The sequence below is a fragment of the Megamonas funiformis genome, assembly GCF_010669225.1.
In the GTDB taxonomy this organism is placed as follows: Bacteria; Bacillota; Negativicutes; order Selenomonadales; family Selenomonadaceae; genus Megamonas; species Megamonas funiformis.
On record NZ_CP048627.1, the window covers coordinates 1269363 to 1294836 of the forward strand.

The window sequence follows — 25474 nt, forward strand, 5'->3', positions numbered from 1 at the left end:
ATAAAACCTCTCTTAAATATTTATACACGAACAAAAATCACATAATTAATCTACTACAACACCTTTTTGCAACATGATATTAGCATAAAGAGCTTTTTCACTTGTAGCGATAATAGCATAAGCTGTTTTAGCTTCTTCGTAGAAAGCAAATCTTTCAATATTGCCGATAGCATTTGCTCCACGTTCATCATGTTTAGCTACGATTTCTTTATAAGTATCCCAAATAGGAGTTTCTACTGTATCACCAGGCATTACTTCCATGAGATTAACAGGTTTATCAACATAAATATCTAATGGGAAAACTTTTAAAATTGCATCTAATAATTCAGGAACACCATGTCCATCACATCTGATTACTATTGCATTTTTACCCATGGACTCTGCTGGGAAATTTCCATCGGCGATAACAATTCTATCGCTATGACCCATTTCACAAAGTACTTTTAATAATTCAGGTGATAATATTTTAGGAATATTTTTTAACATAATAGACTCTCCTTAACATTTTTATATATTTCGTCCCAATTTTCATCTTTTTGAGGTTCATAAACAGTAACATTTTCAGAATTAGCAATTATTTTGCGTGCTTCTTTAATATCTTTTATTTCACCTAACGCCATTAACTGAAGTGCAATATTTCCCATTACTGTAGCTTCTACAGGGCCTGCTACTACTTTTCTACCACAAACATCAGCTGTTAATTGACATAATAATTTACTTTGAATACCGCCACCAATGATGTTTAATGTATCATATTTTTTGCCAGTAGCCATTTCAATCTGTTCTAAAGCAAATCTGTATTTAACAGCTAAGCTCTGATCGATACAACGAACGATTTCTGCTTCATTTTGAGGAACGTATTGACCTGTGCGCTTGCAATATTCTTGAATTCGTTTTGGAATATTACCTGCTGGAATAAATTCTTCACTATCTGTATCAATGAAGGAATTTATCATGCCTACTTTACTAGCCATCTGTTCGAGTTCACCGAAGCCATATTCTTTACCTTCTCTAATCCATTGACGACGACTTTCTTGAATGAGCCATAAGCCAATGATATTTTTTAAGAAGGAAGTTTTATTATCTGCTCCGCCTTCATTAGTAATATTCAAACTTGCGGAAGTTTCGTTGATTATAGGTGTTTTTAATTCTGTACCTAATAAGGACCATGTACCACAAGATAAGAATATGAAGTCATCTTCTTGAGTTGGTACTGCTACCATAGCTGATTGAGTATCATGTCCTGCTACAGCAATTACATCTATTTCATTTATTCCTAATTCTTCGCTGATTTGTTTGCTTAACTTACCAATTTTTGTTCCTGGTTGAACAATTTTAGTGAATATATTTTTCGGTAAATCCAAATTTTCAATAATTTCTGAAGACCAAGTTTTGTTTTTAGCATCTAATAATTGAGTTGTGGATGCTATTGTATATTCCGTACATTTTTCATTAGATAAGAAATAATTTAATAAATCCGGCATTAATAATAAAGTTTCAGCTTTTTGCAATAATTCAGGTTGATTTTCTTTCAATGCCATCAATTGGAAAAGAGTATTTAATTCCATAAATTGATTTCCTGTAATACTATAAACAGTATCTTTATCCAATTTAGCAAAAACTTTTTCCATCATACCTTTTGTTCTAGCATCTCTATAATGAACAGGATTTTCTAAAAGTTTGCCATCTTTATTTAAAAGACCAAAATCCACGCCCCATGTATCTATACCTAGGCTTTTTATTTCACCTTCTTGTTTTGCTTTAATCAAACCAATCTTTATATCATGAAATAATCTTAATACGTCCCAGTACATAGTATCTAATAAAATCACAGGATCATTTGTGAAGCGATGAATTTCTTTCAAAGAAATTTTTTCACCATCAAAACTACCAATGATAGCTCTACCACTAGAAGCTCCAAAATCTAAGGCTAAAACCTTAACATCTTTTTTCATGTTTTCACTCCTCACTGTTAACTTTTAACCTTATTATATCAACACGTAGGTATTAAATCTTGTTATATTATCACTAAAAATAGCACAATATTCACTTTTAATAAATAATTTGAAAATTTTATATAAAATCATAAAACAAAATAAACTAACAAAATCATAAATATAAACAACAATTATATATATCTTTAGTTTTAATTTAAATAAAAAAACAGCCCAATGATATATTGGGCTGTTCGTAAATAATTAGTCTTCTTTATAATGTTTATAACCTGGGTGTCTACCTTTTACGCCATAGTAGCTGCGTAAGTTGATGAGTTTATCAATATTTTCACGAGAAATTTCTTTTGGTCCACCTAAAAGATAAGCATTTAAGTTGATTTTAGCAAATAATTCTAATGTTTCCATTTTGTAATAAGCTTCCACCAAATTAGAACCAACAGTCAATGCACCGTGATTTTCTAATAATACAGCATCATGTTCTTGAATGTAAGGTGCAATAGCTTCAGGTACCTCGTAAGTAGAAGGTGTTCCATAAGGGGTGATAGGAATAGAACCTAATGCTACTACTGTTTCAATCATATCATATCTATCTAAAGGTACATGAGCTACAGCAAAGCCAGTAGCTGTTGGGGGATGTGCGTGAAGCACTGCACCTACATCTTCACGGTCAGCATAGCAACGTAAATGCATTTTGATTTCAGAAGATGGTCTATATCCTTCATTAGCTTCTAAAATTTCGCCTTCTGCATTAATACGTACTAATTTTTCAGGAGTGATGAAACTTTTGCTAATTCCTGTTGGTGTAGCAAGGAAAGTGCCATCATCTAATTTTACTGTTATATTACCATCATTAGCAGCAACCCAACCTAATTGCCACATTTTATGACAAATATCGCATATCTGTTCTTTTATTTCTTCGTAAGCCATAATAATAAGCTCCTCCAATTAATCTATATTATATTCTAATTATTTATATAAAGGACCATAGTTTTTGCAAGCTCTATAGTCTTGACCTTCTTTATCCATACCAAAAGCATTCCAAGCAGCAGGACGGAAGATTTTATCTTCAGGAACGTTATGCATGCATACAGGAATTCTGAGCATAGAGCATAATGTAATGAGGTCTGCACCGATATGACCATAGCTGATAGCACCGTGATTTGCACCCCAGTTATTCATTACATCATAAGCAGATTTGAATGCACCTTCACCAGTTAAACGTGGAGCAAACCAAGTGCAAGGCCAAGTGTAGTCAGTACGTTTCCAGAGTTTATCAGATACTTCATCTGGTAATTTTACAGTCCAACCTTCTGCAATCTGTAATACAGGACCTAAGCCTTTTACAAGATTTAAACGAACCATAGTTACAGGCATTTCGCTATTTGTTAAGAAACGGGAGCTAAATCCGCCACCTCTGAAATAACCATTATCAGCAGGGCACCATTCAGTTGCATCGAGGCAAGCTTTTTGGTCTTTTTCAGTCATTTCCCAGAATGGTTTAATTACGCCATTACCATTTTCATCTTTTGCTTCACCACAAGCATCGATACAAGCAGCACCGGAGTTGATTAAGTGAATAAATCCTTTGGATTCTTTAGCAACGCCTTCTAATTCATAACCAGTAGCCTGTTTAACTGCTTCAGGGCTCCAGTATGTTCTAACGTCAGCGAAGATCTGTGCAGTATTTGTTAATAATTTACCAAAGAGCATACCTACGCCGTTTAATGTATCATTTTCTGTAGCAAGTACATATGGTTCTCTTGCACCATTCCAGTCGAAGGAAGAGTTCATCATTGCTTCTGGGAAGTCGCAGTTTGGATAGAAGTCTGTCCATTGTCTTTGACCTTGGAAACCACCAGCGATTGCATTATGACCTAATTGTTCTTCTTCGCAACCTTCTGGTAAGTTTTTGTTACCATTGTAAAGGTCTTTAATGATACACATCATTTTTACAACAAATTCCCAAGCTTCTTCTTTTTCAGCGTCAGTTTTACGGCAGAAATCTGGGTTTTTATCGAAACCTTGTTTGCAGTTTTCTTTAGTCCATTTTAAAGCTTTTTCAAATTCTGCATGGTCATAAATACCTTCTGTCATACGACGGATAATTTCAACTTCGTCTACAGATTCAACTCTCATGCCGAGGTATTCTTCAAAGAATTCTGGGCTGATGATGGAGCCTGCAATACCCATTGTAATGGAACCAATCTGTAAGTAGGATTTACCTCTCATTGTAGCAACAGCTACAGCTGCACGACCAAATCTTAAAAGTTTTTCTTGAACATCTTCTGGGATATCTGTAGCATCTGCATTTTGAACATCATGTCCATAAATACCGAAAGCTGGAAGACCTTTTTGTGCATGGCTTGCAAGTACGGAAGCAAGATATACAGCGCCAGGACGTTCAGTACCATTGAAACCCCAAACACCTTTGATTGTTTTTGGATCCATATCCATTGTTTCAGAACCATAGCACCAGCAAGGAGTTACTGTTAAAGTAATATCTACGCCTTCTTTTTTAAATTTTTCAGCGCAAGCAGCAGCTTCAGGTACACGACCGATTGTTGTATCAGCGATAACTACTTTTACAGGTTCACCGTTAGAATATTTGAGGTTTTCTGTAAATAATTTAGCAGCAGCTTTTGCCATGCCCATAGTTTGTTCTTCTAAAGATTCTCTAACTTTTAAAACGCCTCTACGTCCGTCAATTGTAGGGCGGATACCAATTACAGGATAATCTCCAATTAATCTGTTTGTTGCCATTGTAAAATTCCTCCTAAGAAATCTTTTTTATTTTGTATATGTCTTTTTGTTTGTTATTCACTTGATGATTAAATTATAGCAACTAAATATTAATAATGCTTGTTATATTATCACTAAAAATATAATAATATTCACTTTTTAAAAATTGTATGAAACTTTACATTTTTAGAAATATAAGTATAATAGTACTATAAAATCTTATTTATTAGGAGAATAGTTATGAAACATGATAGTTATAATGAACAAAGAGAACGTGGTAATTTTTCATTTCCTGTAGAATATCATTATGTAACTAATCATCATCCACGCTATAACATGCCATATCATTGGCATATTCAATATGAGATTATTCGTGTATTAGAAGGAAAAATTGTAATTTCTATAGATGAAAATGAATATACAGCTAGTGCCGGAGATATAATTTTTATCACAGATGGTTGTGTTCATGGAGGAAAAGCTTTTTTAGAAAATACTATATATGAATGTATGGTATTTGATAAGAAATTATTTGAAACAAATGTAGGCGATAAAAATATTCTTCAAAAATTTTTTGAACATCATTTAATTATCAATAGTTATTTTAATAATGAATATACCGATATTCACCGCACCATATGGACTATATTTGATGCATTGAAGACAAAATCCAGTGGATATGAATTTATCGTACTTGGCTGTTTATTTAATTTCTTTGGTTTAGTTTTAAAACACAATCTCTATACGAAATCTTTTACAAATTTTATAAGTAGTAATCAGAAAAACATTCATAAATTGAAAAAGGTATTTCATCTTATTGAAACTTCATATAGTCAACCATTAACTTTAGAAGATTTAGCTAATACTTCTGGATTATCACCGAAGTATTTTTGCCGATTTTTCCAAAGTATGACTAATAAAACACCTATTGCCTATTTAAATTATTATCGAATTGAATGTGCTTGCAGTAAATTAACCAGTGATAAAGACCAATCCATCACTGATATAGCTTATAGTTGTGGATTTAATGATTTATCTTACTTTATAAAAACATTCCGTAAATACAAAAATACAACACCAAATAAATACATCAAATCTTATTTTGAATTAACCAATAAATAGAAAAAGCTCTTATTAACCTTATAATCAAAGTTAATAAGAGCTTTTTTATTTAATAAAATCATTATTATTCGCTAACAGTTTCTGTTCTTTTATTATCTTGAAAAGAATTTTTCAATGGCTGTAAAGGGCTAATAGTAGAAATAGCATGTTTATAAACCATCATCTGTTTTCCAGCAGAATCCAAAATAACTGTGAAATTATCAAAACCTTTTACATTTCCACGTAATTGGAAGCCATTTGTTAAATGGATAATAACTCCTACATTTTCTTTTCTCACTTGATTTAAAAAAACATCTTGTAAATTTATTGTTTTGTTTGGCATCTTAAGGGTCCTCCAATTAAAATATAATTCTTTTCTTAACTAATTTAATTAGTTTATTTATAGTGCTTTTATTATCTCAATAATAAAATTATATGTCAATTATTATAAGATATTAAAATGTGCCTTGCAGTCATTCAATACAGTAGTTAACAATTCATCTTCGTTTAATTGCTCTACATCATACCAAGAAATATATGGCATTTTCTTATACCATGTAAACTGTCGTTTAGCAAAATGACGAGTAGCTTTTTTCATTTCATAAACAGCAGTATCTAAATCAATATCTCCATTTAAATAACTAGCGATTTCTCGATAGCCAATTCCTTTCATGGATTGCCAATCAATCTTCGCACCATTTTGTAGTAGAGATTTCACTTCATCTACAAATCCACAGTTCATCATAATATCAACGCGTTGATTAATTCTATCATATAGATTTTGACGACTGCGGTTCAAGCCTACAATATAGGCATCATAAATTAATTCACCAGTCAATTCATAATGATTTTTTTGTGAAATCTGCTCTTTACCTAAATGATATACTTCTAAAGCACGAATAATGCGATTGAAATTATTAATATGCAATCTTTGAGTCGTCTGTGGATCTACTTCTTGTAACATTTTATAAACATATTCTTTGCCGTGTTCGCTTGCTAGTTTTTCTAAATGCTTCCTATATTCAACATCGCCAGAAGTTTCGTTAAAAATATAGCCTTCAAGCAAGGATTTTACATATAAGCCTGTACCGCCAGCTAAAATAGGAATTTTCCCTTCATTATTTATCTGTTCAATTAAAGGTTTAACCTTATCATGAAAATCACTTACATTAAAATTTTCCCAAGGCTCTAAAATATCAATGATATGATGTTCTATTCCCTTCATTTCTTCTAATGTAGGTTTAGCCGTACCTATATCAAAACCCTTATATACTAACATACTATCGCCAGAGATTATTTCTGTGGATAACTTTTGAGCTAAAGCTATGCTAAGATTTGTTTTACCTACAGCAGTTGGCCCTAAAATAACGATTAATTTAAATTTTTCCATCTTATTTTACTAAATCCAAAGATGAACCAACAGGCACGATATCTACACTAGCATGTGAAATACTTTCTGCATAGGATTTAAAAGCTTCAGGATTTTCAGCAATAACAGGCCATGTATTATAGTGAACAGGAATAGCATGCTTTGCATTCAATAATTGAACAGCTTTAGCTGCATCTTTAGCGTCCATAGTATAATTACTGCCAATTGGTAAAATAGCATAATCAATTTGTTGTTTTTCGCCGATAAGAGCCATATCGCTAAATAAAGCTGTATCACCAGCAAAATAAACTACAGTATCATCATTGAATTTAATTACAAAACCGCAAGGTATTCCACCTTCTACGCCTGCACTATGCAATGCAGGAACCATAGTTACTATACCAAATGGGAAAGTAAAAGAACCACCTAAATTCATACCATGAACATTTTCATAATCACTTGGTAATTTTGTCAAAACTTCTGGAGTGGAAATAACTTTTGCACCTGTTTTTTGTGCAATCTGTGTAGCATCTCCATAATGGTCTCCATGAGCATGAGTCAATAAAATATAATCACATTTTACTTCATCAGCAGAAATACTGGCTACTGGATTTCCTGTCAAAAATGGATCAAATAATAATTTTTCATTATCTGTTTCAAGCAAGAAACAAGCATGTCCATAATATTTAAATTTAATCATTTAAAATCACCTTCTCTGAATTTATTCATCAAAATGTAATAATTCTTTTCGCTTTCTAGCATTAGTCAACATTTCTTCAGCATTTTCAAGTGAAGCTTGTGTTAAATCTATGCCAGATGACATTCTAGCAATTTCAGCGAGTTTAGCATCATAATTAATTTCATCAATAGTAGTAAAGGTTTTATTATTTTTAGTCTCTTTACTGATATAAAAATGAGCATCTGCCATCGCTGCAATCTGTGGTAAATGAGTGATACATATAACTTGTCTATATAGGGCAATGCGAGCAATTTTTTCAGCCATCATTTGAGCTGTTTTACCGCCAACACCTGTATCCACCTCATCAAATACCATCAAATCAATATCATCTTTTTTTGCGGTAATAGTTTTTAAAGCTAAAGCAATACGAGACAATTCCCCACCTGAAACAATTTTAGCTAAGGATTTTAAATCTTCGCCTAAATTAGCAGAAAATAAAATTTCCACATCATCTGCTCCATTTTCAGTGAAATCATCATTCAAGGTTAAATTTATGACGAGTTTCGCATCAGCCATAGATAAAGAAGCTAATTCTTTCATGATTGCCATTTCTAAAGCTTTGGCACTTTTTTGACGTAATTCATGCAAAATTAAGGCTTCTTGGGATACATCTTTTGCTAATAAAGATAATTCCTGTTCTAGTTTGGCAAGATTATCATCATAATTTTCAATATAGGTCAATTCCTCTTTTGCTTTAGCTAAATAATTCAATATTTCCTCAATAGTATTGCCATATTTTCTTTTTAGCTTGTCGATATCATTCAATCGAGATTGCATCATATCTAACTTTTGAGGATTATAATCTATACTTTCACCATAATTGCGGATTTCATCTGCACTATCTTGTATTTGGAAATAAGCTTCATCTAATATTTGATGGACTTTAGCCATATTTTCATCATATTGAGCTAAGTTTTCTAAATCCTTGCGCACTTGACTCAATGAACTTAAAATAGCAAATTTACCATTTTCACCTTCATAAAGCAATTTATATGCATCTTGTGTCAATAATGATATCTTCTCTGCATTAGCTAAGACTTTTATTTCAGATTCTAATTTTTCATCTTCATCTAAAGTCAATTTAGCATTTTCAATCTCATTAATTTGCCATTTCAGCATATCTAATCGTTGAGCCATTTCTTGTGTATTTATTTTACTATCAGCTAATTTTTGTTTTATTTGTAACCACTGATAATATTTTTCTAAATATGCTTCTTTTTGCTTTTGAATAGCATCGCCATCATACATATCAATAAGTGATAATTGCTTTATAGGTTTTAGTAATGCCTGATTAGCATGTTGACCATGTATATCTACTAATAACTCACCTAGTTGGCGTAAAATAGCCATTGTCGTATGACAATTATTAATCTGTACGCTATTTTTACCATTTATATTTATCTGTCTAGTTATGATTAAATCATCATCTTCAACTAAGATATTATATTTAGTTAAAAAATCTTTGACTAAATTGTTATCCAAAGTAAAAACAGCTTCTACTCGCATAAATTCACAACCACTGCGAATAGCATCAATATTTGTTCTTCGTCCAATAACCATACCTAAGGCACCTAATAAAATAGATTTACCAGCACCTGTTTCACCAGTAAGTATATTAAGACCTTTATCCAAATCTATTTGTACATGCTCAATCAAAGCAAAATTCCAAATTGATAGTGTTTTTAACATGAATATCCCCCAAATTAATTAAGCATATCCTGTAATCTTTTCATTATATCTTCTACAGCAGATATAGGTTTTACTACTATAAAAATATTATCATCACCTGCTACTGTACCTATGATTTCAGGCCATTTAGCATAATCTAAAGTAGAAGCTACTGCATTAGCTGCACCAGGAAGAGTTTTTACTACAATGATATTTTCACTGAAGTTCAAACCAACTACAGAATCTCTAAATAAATTTAATAAACGATTTTTAGAATACATCAATTCCTTATCTGTAGGATAAGCATAACGATATCTTCCATCGCCTGTAGGAACTTTTATTAGCATTAACTCTTTAATATCACGAGAAACAGTAGCTTGTGTTACTACTATATGTTGTTCTCTTAGAGCATTTGCTAATTCTTCTTGTGTTTCAATAACGGAGTGTTCAATAATTTCCTTAATTCTTGCATGGCGTGTAGCTTTCATGCATATTCACCAACTTTCTCAATCCAACATAATGCTGGAGCATTAAAATTATGATTTATCATTTTATACCAACCTACTGTAAAAGATTTTTTAGGTAAATCCTTTACAAATAGTTTTATAGACTGATACTCTTTTGAGCCTTCTTCATGACCTGGATACATAACAATTGCAACATAACCATTTATATTTAAATTGTTTAAGATTTTATCTATGGTCTTTAATGTTGTATCGTCTTTTGTCGTGAATTTATGATCTCCACCTGGTAAATATCCCAGATTGAAGATAGCTATATCTATTTTTGTCTGTATATAGTTATCAATATTTTCATGTGAATCATGAATAAATGATATATTTTCTAGTGGTAAATTTATATTATCTTTATTTTTTATTAATAAAGCTTTTGTATTTTCTATAGCTTCTTTTTGGATATCGAATGCATATATCTGAGCATTATTTAAGGCATTTTGAGCTAGAAACAGTGTATCATTGCCATTTCCAGCTGTAGCATCAACTATTATTTTTGCTTCATTTAATCTATCTTTTAATAAGCAATGTGCTAACTGAATTGAGTTACTGAGCTTTTGCATGGAAAATTCCTCTTTTATTATAATTTAAAATAAAAATCTATCTATTATAAACAGAGTTTATTCATAAATGTTTGATAGAAATTTTTATCTTCAAATCTAACTATCTGTGCTGGAAAATTCGCTTTTTCAATTATAATTTCATCATCTGGCTCAATATCAACGCCTTCTTGTCCATCTAATGTTAAGTTTACGCTTCTCTTTGTCATACTAATGATATTGATGATATTCAAAGTGACTTTTTCACTTTCATCAATAACCATAGGGCGAATGAAGCAAGAATGTGGGCATATTGGTGTCAATATAATTCCTTTTACTTTAGGATTTACAATTGGTCCGCCAGCAGATAGAGAATATGCTGTTGAACCTGTAGGAGTCGATATTATCAATCCATCAGCTTTATAATTTGTTACCATATAATCATTGATAGCTACACCAAAATGTAGCATACGTGATACACCGCATTTACTTACAACTACATCATTTACAGCACTGCCAATATAGTTTATTTTCCCTTGTCTTTTTATATATGCAGACAACATTAATCGCTCTTCTATTTTATATTGTCTATTGATGATTTTTGTCAGTTTGGCTTCAATTTCTCCTGGTTCAATATCTGCTAAAAATCCTAAATGTCCAATATTAATACCACATACAGGTATACCATTTTTAGCCAGTCTTCTACAAAGACCTAATAAAGTACCATCTCCACCGATGCTAATCGCCATATCAATATATTCTTTTTCAATGTTTTGATTGATTAATTCTTCATGATAGAAAAATTTACCTTCTTTTGGCGGTAATAATAATTCAATATTATATTGATTAGCAAATTTTATTACTCTTTCTAAAATCTCCCCAGCTCCTGATTTAGTTACATTAGGATAAATAGCTATTCTCATTAAATATTGTCCCCCTATTTATCTAATTGTGCATGTGCTTTTTGTACAATATCTTTTATCAAATTGTCATCAATATTACTTTGATGTTGTTTATCTAAATCTAATAAAATTAAATATTCAATATTTCCTTCTGGCCCTTTTACTGGAGAATATGTCAATTCTCTAGGTACAAATTCTAATTGTGTACTTAAATCTACAATCTTTTTGATTACTTCCTCATGTACACTAGCTTCACGAACTACACCTTTTTTACCTACTTTATCTTTTCCTGCTTCAAATTGAGGTTTTATTAAAGCAACTATTTTACCATCATCGCTAAGTAAAGTTTTAGCTACAGGTAAAACTTTATCTAAAGAGATAAAAGCTACATCGATAGAAGCAAAGTTTATAGGTTCACCTATATCTTCTGGTGTAACATAGCGAATGTTTGTTCTTTCCATATTCACTACACGTTCATCTGTACGCAATGACCATGCTAATTGTCCATAGCCTACATCTATAGCAAAAACTTTTTTTGCTCCATTTTTCAAAGAACAATCTGTAAAACCACCAGTTGAAGCACCAATATCTGCTACAACTAAATCTGTTAAATCTAATTTAAATTCTTTGATGGCTTTCGCTAATTTTAAACCGCCACGGCTTACATATCCTATGCTATCACCTAAAACACGGATAACAGCATCTTCTTTTACCATAGTTCCCGGTTTATCTATTTTTTGACCATTAACTAATACTAAGCCTGCCATTATAGTTGTTTTTGCACGTTCTCGACTAGATACTAAATTTTGTTCTGTTAACATCACATCTAAACGTTTTTTTGCCATTAACTTCACACCTATTTCTATTCTTCAAAATCTTTTATTGTTTGTATTATATCTTCACTTGTTAATTTACATTCTTTCAATAATTCATTGCGTGTACCTTGCTCTATAAATTCATCTGGTATACCCATGCGAATTACTGGTTTATATATTTTATTTTGATTTAATAATTCTAAAATAGCACTGCCAAAACCGCCAGCTAATATACCTTCTTCAATTGTTACTACGTATTTTACTTTTTTAACTATATTTAAAATTAATTCTTCATCTAATGGTTTTATAAAGCGAGCATTAATAACGCTACAATTTATATTTTCTAATGATAATTTTTCACTAGCTACCATAGCTTCTTTTACCATTGAACCAACAGCTATTATTGCTACTGTAGCATTTTCCTTATCTTGTAAAATTTCGCCTTTGCCTAAAGGTAAAATCTCTACATCTTCTTCAATTGGAACACCACAAGCGTTTCCTCGTGGATAACGTATGCTACATGGACAATTATATTCCACTGCACTAAATACCATTTGACGAAGTTCATTTTCATCTTTTGGTGCCATAACTACCATATTTGGTATTTGACGCATATATGCTATATCAAATACACCATGATGAGTTGGGCCATCTTCACCAACAAGCCCTGCTCTATCTAAACAAAATACTACTGGTAATTTTTGTAAACATATATCATGGATAACCTGATCATAAGCACGTTGAGCAAAAGTTGAATATAATGCTACAAATGGACGTTTACCGATACAAGCTTGACCGCCAGCAAATGTTACAGCATGTTCTTCTGCGATACCTACATCAAAAAATCTCTTAGGGTAAACATCAGCAAATTTTTGTAAACCTGTGCCTGATGGCATAGCTGCTGTAATCGCTGTTATATTTTTATTTTTGGCGGCTAAATCTATCAATGCTCTACTAAAAACAGCAGTATACGTAGGTACAATGCTATTAGAAGCTATAGGTAGTCCTGTCAATACATCAAATTTACCAATACCATGGAATTTAGATGGATTATTTTCTGCTGGTAAATAGCCATGACCTTTTTTAGTCTGTACATGAATGAGTACTGGACCATCAATATTTGCTTTAACCTTTTCAAAAACATTTATCAAATCAGTTAAACTATGACCATTTAATGCTCCGATATAATTAAAACCTAAAGCTTCAAAAATACCACCAGGAACAATGGCATTTTTTACACCATCTTTTACATAATTAGCTGTTTTTAAAACAGAACCACCTATTTTGGGTATATTACCCAAAATACGCTGAATATCTTTTTTGGCACGTTTATACTTTTCATCAATGCGAATAAGTGACAAATACTCTGATAACGCACCTACATTTTGTGAAATAGACATTTCATTATCATTTAAAATGACTATTAGTTTACGCTTAGACATTCCTGCATTATTCAAGCCTTCAAATGCTTCGCCACCAGTCAGAGCGCCATCACCAATAATAGCAATTACATTATAATCTTCATTGTCTAAATCACGAGCAACTGCCATACCTAATGCCGCTGAAATTGATGTGCTAGCATGACCTACACCAAATGCATCATATTCACTTTCAAAACGATTTGGAAAACCTGTTATGCCATCTTTTTGTCGCAATGTAGAAAATTTTTCTAATCTGCCAGTTAAAATTTTATGTGCATATGCCTGATGACCAACGTCCCAAACAAATTTATCTCGTGGACAAGAAAAGACTTTATGCAAAGCTAAAGTAAGTTCTACTGTTCCTAAACAAGGAGCTAAATGACCGCCATTTTGAGCTACTGTTTTTATAATTAATTCTCTAATTTGCGTGGCTACAATTTCTAACTGAGTTTCAGATAAATATTTTAGCTCTGCCGGAGAATGTATTTGCTCTAAAATATTCATATATAACACTCTTTCTTTAGTTTATTTATTTCTAGTAATTAAATAATCTACTAAAGCTCTTAAAAATTCAGCATTCTCGCCAAAATCTACTAAAGACGCTTTTGCTTTATCCACAGCTTCTTGCGCTAAAGCTTTTGCACTTTCTAATGAACCCAAAGTAACATATGTGGATTTATGATTTTTTTCATCACTACCTACAGGCTTTCCTATAGTTTTTTCATCACCAACAACATCTAAAACATCATCAGTAATTTGAAAAGCCAATCCAAATTGACGAGCATATTCTGTCAAATTAGCTAATTGTTTTTCATCAGCACCAGCCAAAATAGCACCAGAACGAATAGCAGCACAAAATAATGCACCTGTTTTGGCAGCATGCATTTGTTTTAAAGTCTGTATATCTATTTTTTTGTTTTCTGATTGCATATCTATTACTTGACCGCCGACCATACCTTCTGCACCAGCAGCCTTGCTCATTTCAGTGATAATTTTTACTTTAGTTTCTGCATCTACATTTTTATCAGTGGCAATTATTTCAAATGCCATAGTGAGCAGCGCATCACCTGCTAAAATGGCTAAAGCTTCACCAAAAACTTTATGATTAGTAAGTTTTCCTCTGCGATAATCATCATTATCCATTGCTGGCAAATCATCATGTATTAAAGAATACGTATGAATAAACTCTATTGATGTTGATAATCTCAAGAATTTTTCACCATCAACACCTAAAGCATCAGCTGCAGCCATTATTAAAATAGGCCGAAGTCTTTTTCCACCAGCCATTAAACTATAATTCATAGCTTTAGCTAAATCTTTATTGAGTGCCATATTTTCTGTATAAATCTCATTTAATTGCTGATTTATTAAATCCATTTTTCTTTGCATGTAAGATTTCATCATTTAATAATCACCTTCTATATCTAATTTCTTTTCAATTATTTTATTATCTTTTACATCAACTTCTGCATATATAGCATCTTTCGCTCTATTTAATTCATCTAAACAGAAAGCTGATAATTTCATACCTTCATTATATTTATCTATTAATTCATTTAATGGAATATCTCCAGCTTCTAATTGATTTACAATTTCTTCTAAAGTTTCCATAGCATTTTCAAAAGTTAATTTTTTTCTAGCCATGAGAAAAACCTCATTTTTCTTTTATTTGTACAATTTTAGTTTCAACAGTACCATCACTAAGCTCGATATTTAGTGATTTATCCATATCTATATCTTTTATATTTTTTATATATTTATCATCTTGTTTTACGATACTAAAACCTCTTTGTAATACATTTAGAGGATTTAATACTTTTAATTTTTCGGCAATAACTTCCATTTGATGAAATTTATTCACATATTTATCAGTTACTACTTTATTTAAACGCTCATTTAAAAAATCTAATTCTTGTTGTCTACTTTGCAATAAACGTTCTTTATCGCTAAAAATACTATGTTTCCATAATAAATTAAATTTATTTTCTTTGATTGAAAAAAGATTATATGCTTTATATCTACAATCTCTTTTTAAACTTTCAATATAATTTACTAATGCATCTTTTTCTACAACAGCTAATTCTGCTGCTTGAGAAGGTGTTGCTGCTCTTACATCACTTACTAAATCAGATAAAGTATAATCTGTTTCATGACCTACTGCTGAAATTATAGGAATTTTTGAAGCAAATATCGCACGAATTACATTTTCTTCATTAAACGCCCATAAATCCTCAAGTGAGCCACCACCTCGTCCAATGATAATCACATCAACTGGACATTTTTTATTAAAAAATTCTATTCCTTGAACAATTTCTTTACTTGCGTTTTCGCCTTGTACCAAGACAGAATATAAAAGGATTTTCACCAAAGGATTTCTTCTTTTGGCTACATGGCAAATATCTTTAATAACTGCTCCCGTTCTTGATGTTACAACACCTATGCGCCTAGGATAAAATGGTAATTGTTTTTTATATTTACTATCAAATAAACCTTCATCATTCAATTTATTTTTTAATTGTTCAAAAGCTAATGCAAGTTCACCTATACCTTCAGGCGCTAAATTTTGCACATATAATTGATATAAGCCATCTTTTTCATAAATTGAAATATATCCACTTGCAATTACCTTCATTCCATTTTGCGGAGCAAAACGAAACTTCATAGCATTAAAACGAAATGCTACACATTTTATACTAGCTAAATTATCTTTTAAAGTAAAATAACAATGTCCAGAAGAATGGACTTTAAAATTAGATATTTCTCCCTTTAACATGATATTTTGCAAAATAATATCATCATCAAATTGTTGTCGTAAATATTTATTTAATTGACTTACTGTGTAAATTTTTCCTGCCATTATATCCTCATATAAATAAAAATGCCAGGCTGTAACTAGCCTGGCAAATAAACATTGTTATTTAATCATTGAGCCCAAAATACCATTAACAAAACGGGCAGAATCATCTGTACCGAATTTTTTGGCTAATTCGACAGCTTCATTGATTGCTATATTAGGCACCAGTTTATCTGAACTGAATTTCATTTCAAATATAGCCAGACGAACGATATTTCTGTCAATACCTGACATACGTTCGATTTTCCAGTCTTTAGACTTTTCCGCTATCATTTTATCAATAGACTCTAAATTTTCTCTAGTACCACTAACTAATATTCTTACAAAATCACAATCAGCTTCATGAAGTTTTTTATGTGATAATACATTTTCAATAGCACTATCTACTTCACATTCATTAAAATCTAATTGAAATAATGACTGTAATGCGATTTCTCTCGCTTGTCTGCGACTCATATAAAAAACTAGCTCCTTTTACCAACGACGTGAATAAGGTGGTAAGATTTTTTGGATTTTATATAAGATATTATCTGAAAACTCATCATCTTTATCTATTAAATTACCTACATAAAGACCTATTCCCATACAAACTATTACAAATAAAGTAGTGAATAAACCAAATATAAGTATAGCTAAAGAAATTATAAATCCTAAAATAACACCAATAGTTCTACCACAATGTTCATGTAATTGATATTTGATAAAATTTAAAATATATTCTTTCATTGTGCACCTCAGCTAAAACTTCATACAACGCGCTTTTTGTTGTTAGTAGAATTATTAGATATGCTTTCTACATTGATATCAATTTTAGCCTTTTCAATACCGATATATTTATTTAAATATATATCGAGTTGTTGTTTTATTTCATCACTAATTGATACAATATTGCTTTCTTCACCAACAATTAATTTTAGCTTGAAATTAGGTATTAAAGTTTTATCTTTGGTTGGTGCCTTAGTCATTTTCAATCTTACTTTAACATCACGGACCCCTGTAATAGAACGGGCAATCTTATCAGCCATATCTTTTAGTGCTGTTAAGGAGATATTAACCTCTCCCATTTTCCCTTGCACAATTACAGCCTCATTTGTTGATACATCATTACTATGTGTAGATAAACTCTGTATTAATAAATATAGACTACAAATAAAAATGACTACTGCAACCACTACAGTTTCCATGCGACTACATAAATACAAGAACTCATTCCAAATTTGAGCATCGGGAATAAATCTAGCGAATAATACCATAGTCAAAATAGAAACTGCACCAAATGCCAAAGCGTAAAAGAACAGGATGATACGATTTATAACGCTCATACTACTCCTCTTTCTTATACTTAGCGAACGCGTACTTCTTCAGTTTTTACATCTTCTGGGAAACCAACGCCTTGAACATGTACATTAACTTCAACAGTGCTAAGACCTGTCATATTTTCAATAGCTGCTTTTACAGCTTCTTGTACATTTAATGCGATATCTGGAATACGTACGCCGTATTTTACGATGATATAAAGATCAATAGCTGCTTCTTTTTCGCCAACTTCAACTTTTACACCTTTAGAGAAATTTTTACGACCTAAAATTTCTGCGATACCACCAGCGATACCACCACTCATGCCTGCTACGCCTTCAACTTCTGTAGCAGCAAGACCTGCTATAATACTTACTACTTCGTCTGCAATGCGGATAGTACCTAATGCATTATTGATTCCTTTTTTTTCGTCCATGTTAAATCCTCCTTTGAAACTAAAGCAGTCTATATTGTTTTAGTTTTTATTATTAAATCAATTATAACAAAAAATTCATAAATATACAACTAACAGCTTCATTAAGAAGTTATTAAAAAATAACTAGTATTTTAAAATTATAAATCAAAATAAAATATAAAAATTGCACCTTTCCAAAATTAGAAAGATGCAATTCCTATTTTTTAATTTAATTAAGCACGTTCGATATAGTTACCAGTACGAGTATCAATTCTTAATACGTCGCCTTCGTTAACGAAAAGTGGTACACGAACTTCATAACCAGTTTCAACTTTTGCCATTTTAGTAGCACCAGTTGCAGTATCACCTTTAACGCTTGGTTCACATTCAACAACTTCAAGATTTACAGAGTTTGGTAAAGTAATACCAATGATATTGCCTTTGAAAGACTGTAAGCTAATATCCATGTTTTCTTTTAAGAAGTTTAATGCACTACCTAATTGTTCTTTTGTAAGTTCAATCTGATCATAAGTTTCATTATCCATGAAAGTGTACATACCATCTGCTTCATATAAATACTGCATAGCTCTAGTTTCTACATGAGCTGCTGGTAATTTTTCATTAGGGTTAAAAGTACGTTCTACAACTGCACCAGTCTGTACGTTTTTAATTTTTGTACGAACGAAAGCTGCACCTTTACCTGGTTTTACATGTTGGAAATCAACAATCTGCCATACACCGTTATCAATTTCAAGTGTAAGACCTGTACGGAAATCACTGCTGGAAATCATTAAAACATTCCTCCAAAATATATTATCTAATTTATTTATATAATGTGAAATACCCGACTCTCAATTATTGCGGTCACATTATTTCAACAAGCCGTTTATCACTTTGTGTAAGTGCTTGGCATCCATTTGCAGTAACTAAAACAGTGTCTTCAATACGAACACCGCCAAAGTCAGGCACATAAATCCCCGGCTCATTAGTAACTATCATATTTTCTTTAAGCTTATCTGTTGGACTAAGTGGCGATAAACGAGGTAACTCATGAATTTCAAGACCAACACCATGCCCTAAGCCATGCCCAAAGAAATCACCATAACCTGCATTTTTTATATATTCTCTTACAGGAAAATCAACTTCCCTGCCACTTTTATTAGGTGCAATTTCTTTTAGCCCTAATAATTGTGCTTGCAAAACAATATCATAAATCTCTTTTTGTCTATCACTTGCTTTTCCTACACAAAAAGTACGCGTAATATCTGAATGATATCCCTTGTAAACAGCACCAAAGTCTATTGTAACAAATTCACCATTATTTATCAACTTATCTGTAGCAACTCCATGAGGTAATGCCCCTCTAACACCAGAAGCCACTATAGTAGTAAATGCAGGTCGTTCACTGCCTAATTTGCGCATAAAATATTCTAATTCAGTCGCTATTTCCTGTTCGCTCATACCTGCTTTTACAAATTTCAATATATGCGAATATGCTTCATCACTGATATTAATAGCTTTTTTTATCAATTCTATCTCATTTTCATCTTTTATAATGCGAAGTTCAGTTAAATCTAAAGATGTAGAAAAATCAACTTCAATATCAATTAAATTTTTAGCTAAATAATTATATTGATTAAAAATCAAAGCATTGCCTTCAAATGCTAAACTATTAATATTTAATTTCTTTATAAGCTCTACAGTTTTGCTAAGTAAGCCAGTTTTTTGTTCAATAATAGTAAATGAAGTCTGTTCACTAGCTTGTTTTGTATAACGTGAATCAGTAATCAAAAAACAATCATTTAAAGTGATTACTAAAAATGTATCATCACCTGTAAAACCACTAAAATAATGTAAATTTTCTTCTTTACTTATAAGTATTGCATCACAATAATTTGCCTGCAATACTTTTCTAAGTTTTTCTATACGATTATTTTGACACATAATTTAATCCTCTTTTTGTAGTCTACTAATAGCAATAAATAACGCAGATTTATAACTTTCTAAGCCAAAACCGCAAATCTGCCCTTCAACTACAGGTGCAATTACAGAATGATGTCTAAATTCTTCTCTTTTGTGGATATTAGATAGATGTACTTCTATTACAGGTATATCAATAGCAGCTAAAGCATCACGTATAGCAATACTATAATGTGTAAATGCACCAGCATTTAAAATAATATAGCCATATTGACCACGAGCATTATGTAAAGTATCAATAATAGCTCCTTCATGATTACTTTGAAAAAAATCTATTTTGATATTATGTTCCTTAGCTTGTTTTGCTAAATCTTCATTAATATCTTGCATAGTCATACTACCATAAATTTCTGGTTCACGAGTGCCAAGTAAATTTAAATTTGGTCCATGTATAACTAATACTTTATTTATTTTCATAAAAATCACTATCCTTAAGCAAGTTCTAACATCTATATTTTACATATCAATTATAACGAAAATCCTATTAATACGTCAATACTGACAACGATTTCTCATAATTTATTATAAATTTTATGCATCATTTTAGTTTTTAAAGCTCATTTTTATCTATCAATATATTATCAAATTCACTAAAATTTTTATGTATAAATCTTATTCTTGGAAAATAAAAAAATGTCGATAATCTCCATCCCAAAGTTTATCGACATTGCTCTCTCATAATTCCTTATATAACGCATCTTTAATTTTCATATCATTTATCATTAGTATTTAATGATAAATGATGTTTCTTCAACACAGTCAATTTCTGTGTAATCAATATTATCAACTTTAATAATAAAGTTACCTTTTTTTATAGTAGCAAATAACTGATCTAATTTATCTGGATTGCCTTGTGCTTCCATTTCTACAGTTCCATCTGCCATATTTTTTACCCAGCCAGTAATACCAAGTTTACTTGCATTGTCCACAACAAAAACACGAAGACCTACGCCTTGTACATTGCCTGTGATTACTGCTTTGTAACGTTTAATCTGTTCCACAAAAAAACACTCCTTATTTTTTTATATCAATAAATATATACTTAAGATATAAATATATATCACTGATTTAAATTTAGTATAGTTTATTTTTTTTTCAAATACAAGTACATCTATTATTAATTTTTCTTATATATTTTTTTGATTTAATAAAATTTAACATATCGTTTATATAAAAAATTTTTATACCAAAGATATGACTCTTACTTGTTTATTTATAATTTATACTATATAATCAGTATATTAATGGCTTGTGCCAATTAAATACAATTTATTCTAAGTATTTAAATATAAAATTAAGGAAGTGTTTATTTTATGCTAACTGGTTATATTGGTACTTACAATACTGCATCAACAAAAGGAATATATCAATTCTCTTATGAAGAAAATTCTGGCAAAATTTCTGATATCCAATCCTTTTTGAGTATTGACGATGCAAAATGTGTTGACAGATATGAAAATATTCTTATCATCACTACTAGCAAAAACAATAAAAGTGGTATTGCTCTAGTTGATATTTCTACCAAAACTATACTAGATGAAATACTTTTAGAAAACAGTTCTCCATGTTTTGTAAAACATCATGATGATTTCATTTACACTGCAAATTACCATGATGGTGTAGTTATGGTTTATCAAATAGTCAACAACAAATTAAAATTAATCAAACAAATATCTATTCAAAACAAAGCTGGTTGCCATCAAGTAGTATTATATAAAAACTATCTTATAGTTCCTTGTTTACTACTTGACCAAGTACGTATTTTTGATATAAATAATGATTATGATTTAGTAAAAACTTTAACATTCCCTGCAAAAACAGGCCCTCGTCATGGTGTATTTAATCATGATTATTCTCATTTTTATTTAGTAAGTGAATTAAGCAGTGAATTTTTTGATTTTAGCGTAGATAATCTAGAATTTACTTTGAATACAAAATTAAATCTACTACCTAAAGATAAACTTGATAACACTTCTAGTGCTGCTATTCGTATCACAAAAGATAATCGTTTCATATATATCTCCACTCGTGGAGCAGATTTACTCACTGTTATCAGCCTTGAAAATGAACCTAAAATCATTCAACAAATAAACAGTGGTGGTATGCACCCTAGAGATTTTATCTTAAGTGAAGATGAACAATATCTTTTAGTCGTAAATAAAGATACTGATGATATGAGTAGCTTCCAATTAGATAAAACAAATGGAAAAATTGTTAAATTAATCAATACAGATAAAGTACCTCATGCTATAGGTATAATTTTATAATATATATTTATTTTTATTTATGAAAGAGAGAGTTAACATGTCTTTAAATAAAGCTTTTACAATTTTTGGTGGTACTGGTGATTTGACTTTTAGAAAACTTATGCCTGCACAGTACAATATGACTGCAGCAAATGCTGAAGAAGCTCAATCCAGAATTATCATTATTGGTAGACGCGATTATACTACAGAACAGTATTGTGAATTAGTTCGTGATTGGGTAAAAAAATTCGCTCGTTTACCATATGAAGAAAAAACTTTTGAAGTTTTTGCTAAACGTATCTCTTATTTTAAAATGGATATCTCCGATTTAAACGAATATGCTCGTTTATCCGAATATTATACTGCTGAAAATATTGATGACCATGTATTTTATCTTGCAGTAGCTCCAAAATTTTTCGGCGTAATCGCAAGTGGATTAAAAGCAGTAAAAGAAGCTTCTTTAGGTAAAGTTATTTTAGAAAAACCTTTTGGTGAAGACTTAGAATCAGCTAAAGAGCTTAACAAACAATTAGAAACTTTCTTCCCAGCAGAAAACATTTATCGCATTGACCATTATCTCGGTAAAGAAATGGTACGCAATATCCAAACTATTCGTTTCACTAACCCTATATTTGCTAACCTTTGGAATTCACAATATATCGAATCTGTACAGATTTCCGCTTTTGAAGATTTAGGTATTGGCACACGTGGTGGCTATTATGACACTAGCGGAGCTTTAAAAGATATGGTTCAAAACCATTTATTCCAAATCTTATCCATAGTAGCTATGGAATGGCCAGAACAATTCTCTACTACAGCTATGCATGATGCTCAATTACGTGTACTTCGTGCACTACGTCCTGTAGAAGATGTTCGCGATAGTTTAGTTTTAGGTCAATATAAAGGCTATCGTCAAGAAAAATCTGTTCCTACAGATTCTACAACAGAAACTTATGCTGCACTTCGTTTATTTATTGACAATGAACGTTGGTGGAATACTCCGTTTTATATCCGCACAGGTAAAAAACTTCGCTGTCGTGAAATGCAAATAGCAATCGTTTTCCGTCAAACATTTATTTCTGCTCCACGCAATATCTTAATTATAAAAATCCAACCAAATGAAGGTGTACATCTTCAATTTAATGTGAAAACTCCAGGGGATACAGATGAAATTACACAAGCAAAAATGGACTTTAGCCAGAGTAGTTCCATTTCTAGCAGAATAAACACTCCTGAAGCATATGAACGCTTAATTACAGCTTGTATCAAAGGTGAACGTTCTTGGTTCTCTCAATGGGATCAAATAGAAACAAGTTGGGACTTTGTTGAACACTTAAAGGATTTATATCGTTGGGATAAACTTCCTGTATTCACATATGAACAAGGTTCTGATGGCCCTGCAGAAGCAGATAATTTATTAAAACGCTTCGGCGATGAATGGGTATTTTAATTAAAAAACTTATAAAAATAGTCCCTAGTAACATAAATTACTAGGGACTTATTTTTTATTTATATTTTTATTTTACCTGAGACATAACATCATCAAGATTATTCAATAAATCATTGATATTTTCTTCACTGATAACAAGTGGTGGTTGGAAAGCAAGAACATTTCTAGCTATACCGTTTTTGCCGATGAGGAAACCTCTATCTTTCATTGTTTCTACAACAAATTCTAATTTATCTGGAGCTGGAGATTTATCTGGATTGATAAGTTCTGCACCTACCATTAAGCCTAAACCACGAACATCACCGATAAATGGATATTTTTCTTGAAGAGCAATCAATCCATCTTTTAATTGTTTTCCGCGAACACGAGATTTTTCGACAAGATTATGTTCTTCGATATAATCAAGTACAGCAATACCAGCTGTAGAAGAAACAGAATTTCCACCTAATGTAGAAGCACCAGGACGAGTGTATTTATCTGCGATTTCACTGCGAGAAATAAAACAGCTAATAGGAGCACCATTGCCTAAAGCTTTAGCCATTGTCATGATATCTGGTTCAACATCATAATTTTCAATAGCAAACATTTTTCCAGTACGTGCAAAACCTGTCTGCACTTCGTCAATGATTAATAAAATATTGTGTTTTTCTAAGATTTCTTTTAAACGTTTAAAATATCCTTTTGGAGGTACTACGATACCTGCATTACCTTGGATAGTTTCACAAATCATAGCAGAAACATTTCCAGAAGTTGCATAGCTGATAATATCTTCTACAGCATTTGCACAAGCATAATCACATTCTGGGAATTTTTTACCCATTGGGCAACGGTAACAATAAGGATTTGGTGCAAAATGAATACCGCCTACAGGATTTGGGTCAGTTCTCCACATGCCGATACCAGTCAAGTTCATAGTGAGTTTTGTTCTACCATGTAAACCATTGCGAAGAGCTAATAATTCACTTTTTCCATTATAAATATTTGCTAAAAGCAAAGCACCTTCATTTGCTTCTGTTCCTGTAGAGCAAAAGAAAGATTTTTGTAATCTGCCTGGTGTTACTTGAGCTAATTTTTCAGCTAAATTATAAATATCTTCTGTTAAATAGATATTGCAAACATGTTGTAGAGTCTGTACTTGTTTTGCTACTTTTTGCGTAATTTCAGGATTGCAATGACCGCAGTTTATAACAGATACACCAGCAAAACAATCTAAATATTTTTTGCCTTCATGGTCATAAAGATATTGCATTTTACCTTTTACAAATTGAGGAGGATTAGCAAAGAAATGACCTAAACAAGGCATGATATATTTCTTTTTCTTTTCAAGACATTTTTCAGGACCTAAATACTGAGACATAATATACTTCCTTTCATTATTTTTATATTTTCTAATGTTATGTATAAATAATATTGATAATAAACATTAGAAAGAATTGTCATTAATATAATAAGCCATAAAGCCTAAAATAAAAATGA

General features: G+C 31.3%; 28 protein-coding genes. 3 read left to right on the forward strand and 25 right to left on the reverse strand.

Annotated elements, in window-relative coordinates; translation table 11 throughout:
- Window positions 1-45: 45 nt before the first annotated feature.
- From GXM21_RS06425 to GXM21_RS06440, 4 genes are all read right to left on the reverse strand, one after another.
- Window positions 46-486 carry an RbsD/FucU family protein gene (locus GXM21_RS06425; RefSeq protein ID WP_008537871.1) on the reverse strand — a complete coding sequence of 147 codons (441 nt, stop codon included), beginning with the start codon at window positions 484-486 and terminating at the stop codon, window positions 46-48.
- Window positions 480-1955: a rhamnulokinase gene (locus GXM21_RS06430; protein ID WP_008537870.1), complete on the reverse strand. Its 1476-nt coding sequence runs from the start codon at window positions 1953-1955 to the stop codon at window positions 480-482. The genes GXM21_RS06425 and GXM21_RS06430 overlap by 7 nt, the downstream gene beginning before the upstream one ends.
- Before the next feature lie 243 nt (window positions 1956-2198).
- Window positions 2199-2882, reverse strand: coding sequence for a class II aldolase/adducin family protein (locus GXM21_RS06435; protein ID WP_008540268.1), 684 nt, complete (start codon window positions 2880-2882; stop codon window positions 2199-2201).
- Window positions 2883-2921: 39 nt separating this feature from the next.
- A complete protein-coding gene (locus tag GXM21_RS06440) occupies window positions 2922-4715 on the reverse strand; it encodes an L-fucose isomerase (protein ID WP_008540270.1) in 1794 nt (597 codons plus the stop codon).
- A gap of 219 nt (window positions 4716-4934) precedes the next feature.
- Between GXM21_RS06440 and GXM21_RS06445 the strand changes: the two genes are divergently transcribed.
- Window positions 4935-5813, forward strand: coding sequence for an AraC family transcriptional regulator (locus GXM21_RS06445; protein WP_008537869.1), 879 nt, complete (start codon window positions 4935-4937; stop codon window positions 5811-5813).
- Window positions 5814-5877: 64 nt separating this feature from the next.
- On the opposite strand, the gene hfq is transcribed toward GXM21_RS06445, so the two are convergent.
- From hfq to GXM21_RS06545, 20 genes are all read right to left on the reverse strand, one after another.
- The gene (gene hfq / locus GXM21_RS06450; RefSeq protein WP_008537868.1) at window positions 5878-6135 is read right to left on the reverse strand and encodes an RNA chaperone Hfq; all 258 of its coding nucleotides are present in this window, start codon (window positions 6133-6135) and stop codon (window positions 5878-5880) included.
- Window positions 6136-6237: 102 nt separating this feature from the next.
- A complete protein-coding gene (gene miaA, locus GXM21_RS06455) occupies window positions 6238-7182 on the reverse strand; it encodes a tRNA (adenosine(37)-N6)-dimethylallyltransferase MiaA (protein ID WP_008537867.1) in 945 nt (314 codons plus the stop codon).
- A 1-nt stretch (window position 7183) separates the two neighbouring features.
- A complete protein-coding gene (locus GXM21_RS06460) occupies window positions 7184-7861 on the reverse strand; it encodes a metal-dependent hydrolase (protein ID WP_008537866.1) in 678 nt (225 codons plus the stop codon).
- Between the two features lie 21 nt (window positions 7862-7882).
- Window positions 7883-9589: a DNA repair protein RecN gene (gene recN, locus GXM21_RS06465; protein ID WP_008537865.1), complete on the reverse strand. Its 1707-nt coding sequence runs from the start codon at window positions 9587-9589 to the stop codon at window positions 7883-7885.
- A 14-nt stretch (window positions 9590-9603) separates the two neighbouring features.
- Window positions 9604-10056, reverse strand: a complete 453-nt coding sequence (gene argR, locus GXM21_RS06470) for an arginine repressor (protein WP_008537864.1) — start codon at window positions 10054-10056, stop codon at window positions 9604-9606.
- A complete protein-coding gene (gene mnmM / locus GXM21_RS06475; RefSeq protein ID WP_008537863.1) occupies window positions 10053-10643 on the reverse strand; it encodes a tRNA 5-(aminomethyl)-2-thiouridylate-methyltransferase MnmM in 591 nt (196 codons plus the stop codon). The genes argR and mnmM overlap by 4 nt, the downstream gene beginning before the upstream one ends.
- Window positions 10644-10687: 44 nt before the next feature.
- Complete coding sequence (locus GXM21_RS06480) at window positions 10688-11542, reverse strand: NAD(+)/NADH kinase (protein ID WP_008537862.1); 855 nt, start codon at window positions 11540-11542, stop codon at window positions 10688-10690.
- A 14-nt stretch (window positions 11543-11556) separates the two neighbouring features.
- On the reverse strand, window positions 11557-12366 hold the full coding sequence (locus GXM21_RS06485; RefSeq protein WP_008537861.1) for a TlyA family RNA methyltransferase: 810 nt from the start codon (window positions 12364-12366) through the stop codon (window positions 11557-11559).
- Window positions 12367-12383: 17 nt separating this feature from the next.
- Window positions 12384-14261 (reverse strand): 1-deoxy-D-xylulose-5-phosphate synthase, encoded by a 1878-nt coding sequence (dxs, locus tag GXM21_RS06490; protein ID WP_008537860.1) that lies wholly within the window; start codon window positions 14259-14261, stop codon window positions 12384-12386.
- Between the two features lie 21 nt (window positions 14262-14282).
- Window positions 14283-15161, reverse strand: coding sequence for a polyprenyl synthetase family protein (locus GXM21_RS06495; RefSeq protein ID WP_008537858.1), 879 nt, complete (start codon window positions 15159-15161; stop codon window positions 14283-14285).
- Complete coding sequence (gene xseB, locus GXM21_RS06500; RefSeq protein WP_008537857.1) at window positions 15162-15401, reverse strand: exodeoxyribonuclease VII small subunit; 240 nt, start codon at window positions 15399-15401, stop codon at window positions 15162-15164. It abuts the gene before it with no gap.
- 10 nt (window positions 15402-15411) lie between these two features.
- On the reverse strand, window positions 15412-16614 hold the full coding sequence (xseA, locus tag GXM21_RS06505) for an exodeoxyribonuclease VII large subunit (RefSeq protein WP_163604691.1): 1203 nt from the start codon (window positions 16612-16614) through the stop codon (window positions 15412-15414).
- Between the two features lie 57 nt (window positions 16615-16671).
- A complete protein-coding gene (gene nusB / locus GXM21_RS06510; protein ID WP_008537854.1) occupies window positions 16672-17067 on the reverse strand; it encodes a transcription antitermination factor NusB in 396 nt (131 codons plus the stop codon).
- Between the two features lie 18 nt (window positions 17068-17085).
- Entirely contained in the window at window positions 17086-17337 is a 252-nt protein-coding gene (locus GXM21_RS06515; protein ID WP_008537853.1) for a DUF2273 domain-containing protein, read from the reverse strand.
- A gap of 20 nt (window positions 17338-17357) precedes the next feature.
- Window positions 17358-17933, reverse strand: a complete 576-nt coding sequence (gene amaP, locus GXM21_RS06520; RefSeq protein WP_008537852.1) for an alkaline shock response membrane anchor protein AmaP — start codon at window positions 17931-17933, stop codon at window positions 17358-17360.
- Window positions 17934-17953: 20 nt separating this feature from the next.
- On the reverse strand, window positions 17954-18343 hold the full coding sequence (locus tag GXM21_RS06525) for an Asp23/Gls24 family envelope stress response protein (protein ID WP_008537850.1): 390 nt from the start codon (window positions 18341-18343) through the stop codon (window positions 17954-17956).
- Window positions 18344-18555: 212 nt separating this feature from the next.
- Entirely contained in the window at window positions 18556-19113 is a 558-nt protein-coding gene (gene efp, locus GXM21_RS06530; protein WP_008537849.1) for an elongation factor P, read from the reverse strand.
- A 73-nt stretch (window positions 19114-19186) separates the two neighbouring features.
- Window positions 19187-20266, reverse strand: a complete 1080-nt coding sequence (locus GXM21_RS06535; protein WP_008537848.1) for a M24 family metallopeptidase — start codon at window positions 20264-20266, stop codon at window positions 19187-19189.
- Between the two features lie 3 nt (window positions 20267-20269).
- Window positions 20270-20719 carry a type II 3-dehydroquinate dehydratase gene (aroQ, locus tag GXM21_RS06540; protein ID WP_008537847.1) on the reverse strand — a complete coding sequence of 150 codons (450 nt, stop codon included), beginning with the start codon at window positions 20717-20719 and terminating at the stop codon, window positions 20270-20272.
- A 305-nt stretch (window positions 20720-21024) separates the two neighbouring features.
- Window positions 21025-21303, reverse strand: coding sequence for an acylphosphatase (locus GXM21_RS06545; RefSeq protein WP_008537845.1), 279 nt, complete (start codon window positions 21301-21303; stop codon window positions 21025-21027).
- 312 nt (window positions 21304-21615) lie between these two features.
- Between GXM21_RS06545 and GXM21_RS06550 the strand changes: the two genes are divergently transcribed.
- Window positions 21616-22569, forward strand: coding sequence for a beta-propeller fold lactonase family protein (locus tag GXM21_RS06550; RefSeq protein WP_008537843.1), 954 nt, complete (start codon window positions 21616-21618; stop codon window positions 22567-22569).
- 37 nt (window positions 22570-22606) lie between these two features.
- Window positions 22607-23998: a glucose-6-phosphate dehydrogenase gene (gene zwf, locus GXM21_RS06555; protein ID WP_008537842.1), complete on the forward strand. Its 1392-nt coding sequence runs from the start codon at window positions 22607-22609 to the stop codon at window positions 23996-23998.
- A gap of 67 nt (window positions 23999-24065) precedes the next feature.
- Here the strand turns inward: zwf and GXM21_RS06560 are convergent, their stop codons facing one another.
- On the reverse strand, window positions 24066-25355 hold the full coding sequence (locus GXM21_RS06560; protein WP_008537840.1) for an aspartate aminotransferase family protein: 1290 nt from the start codon (window positions 25353-25355) through the stop codon (window positions 24066-24068).
- Between the last annotated feature and the right edge of the window lie 119 nt (window positions 25356-25474).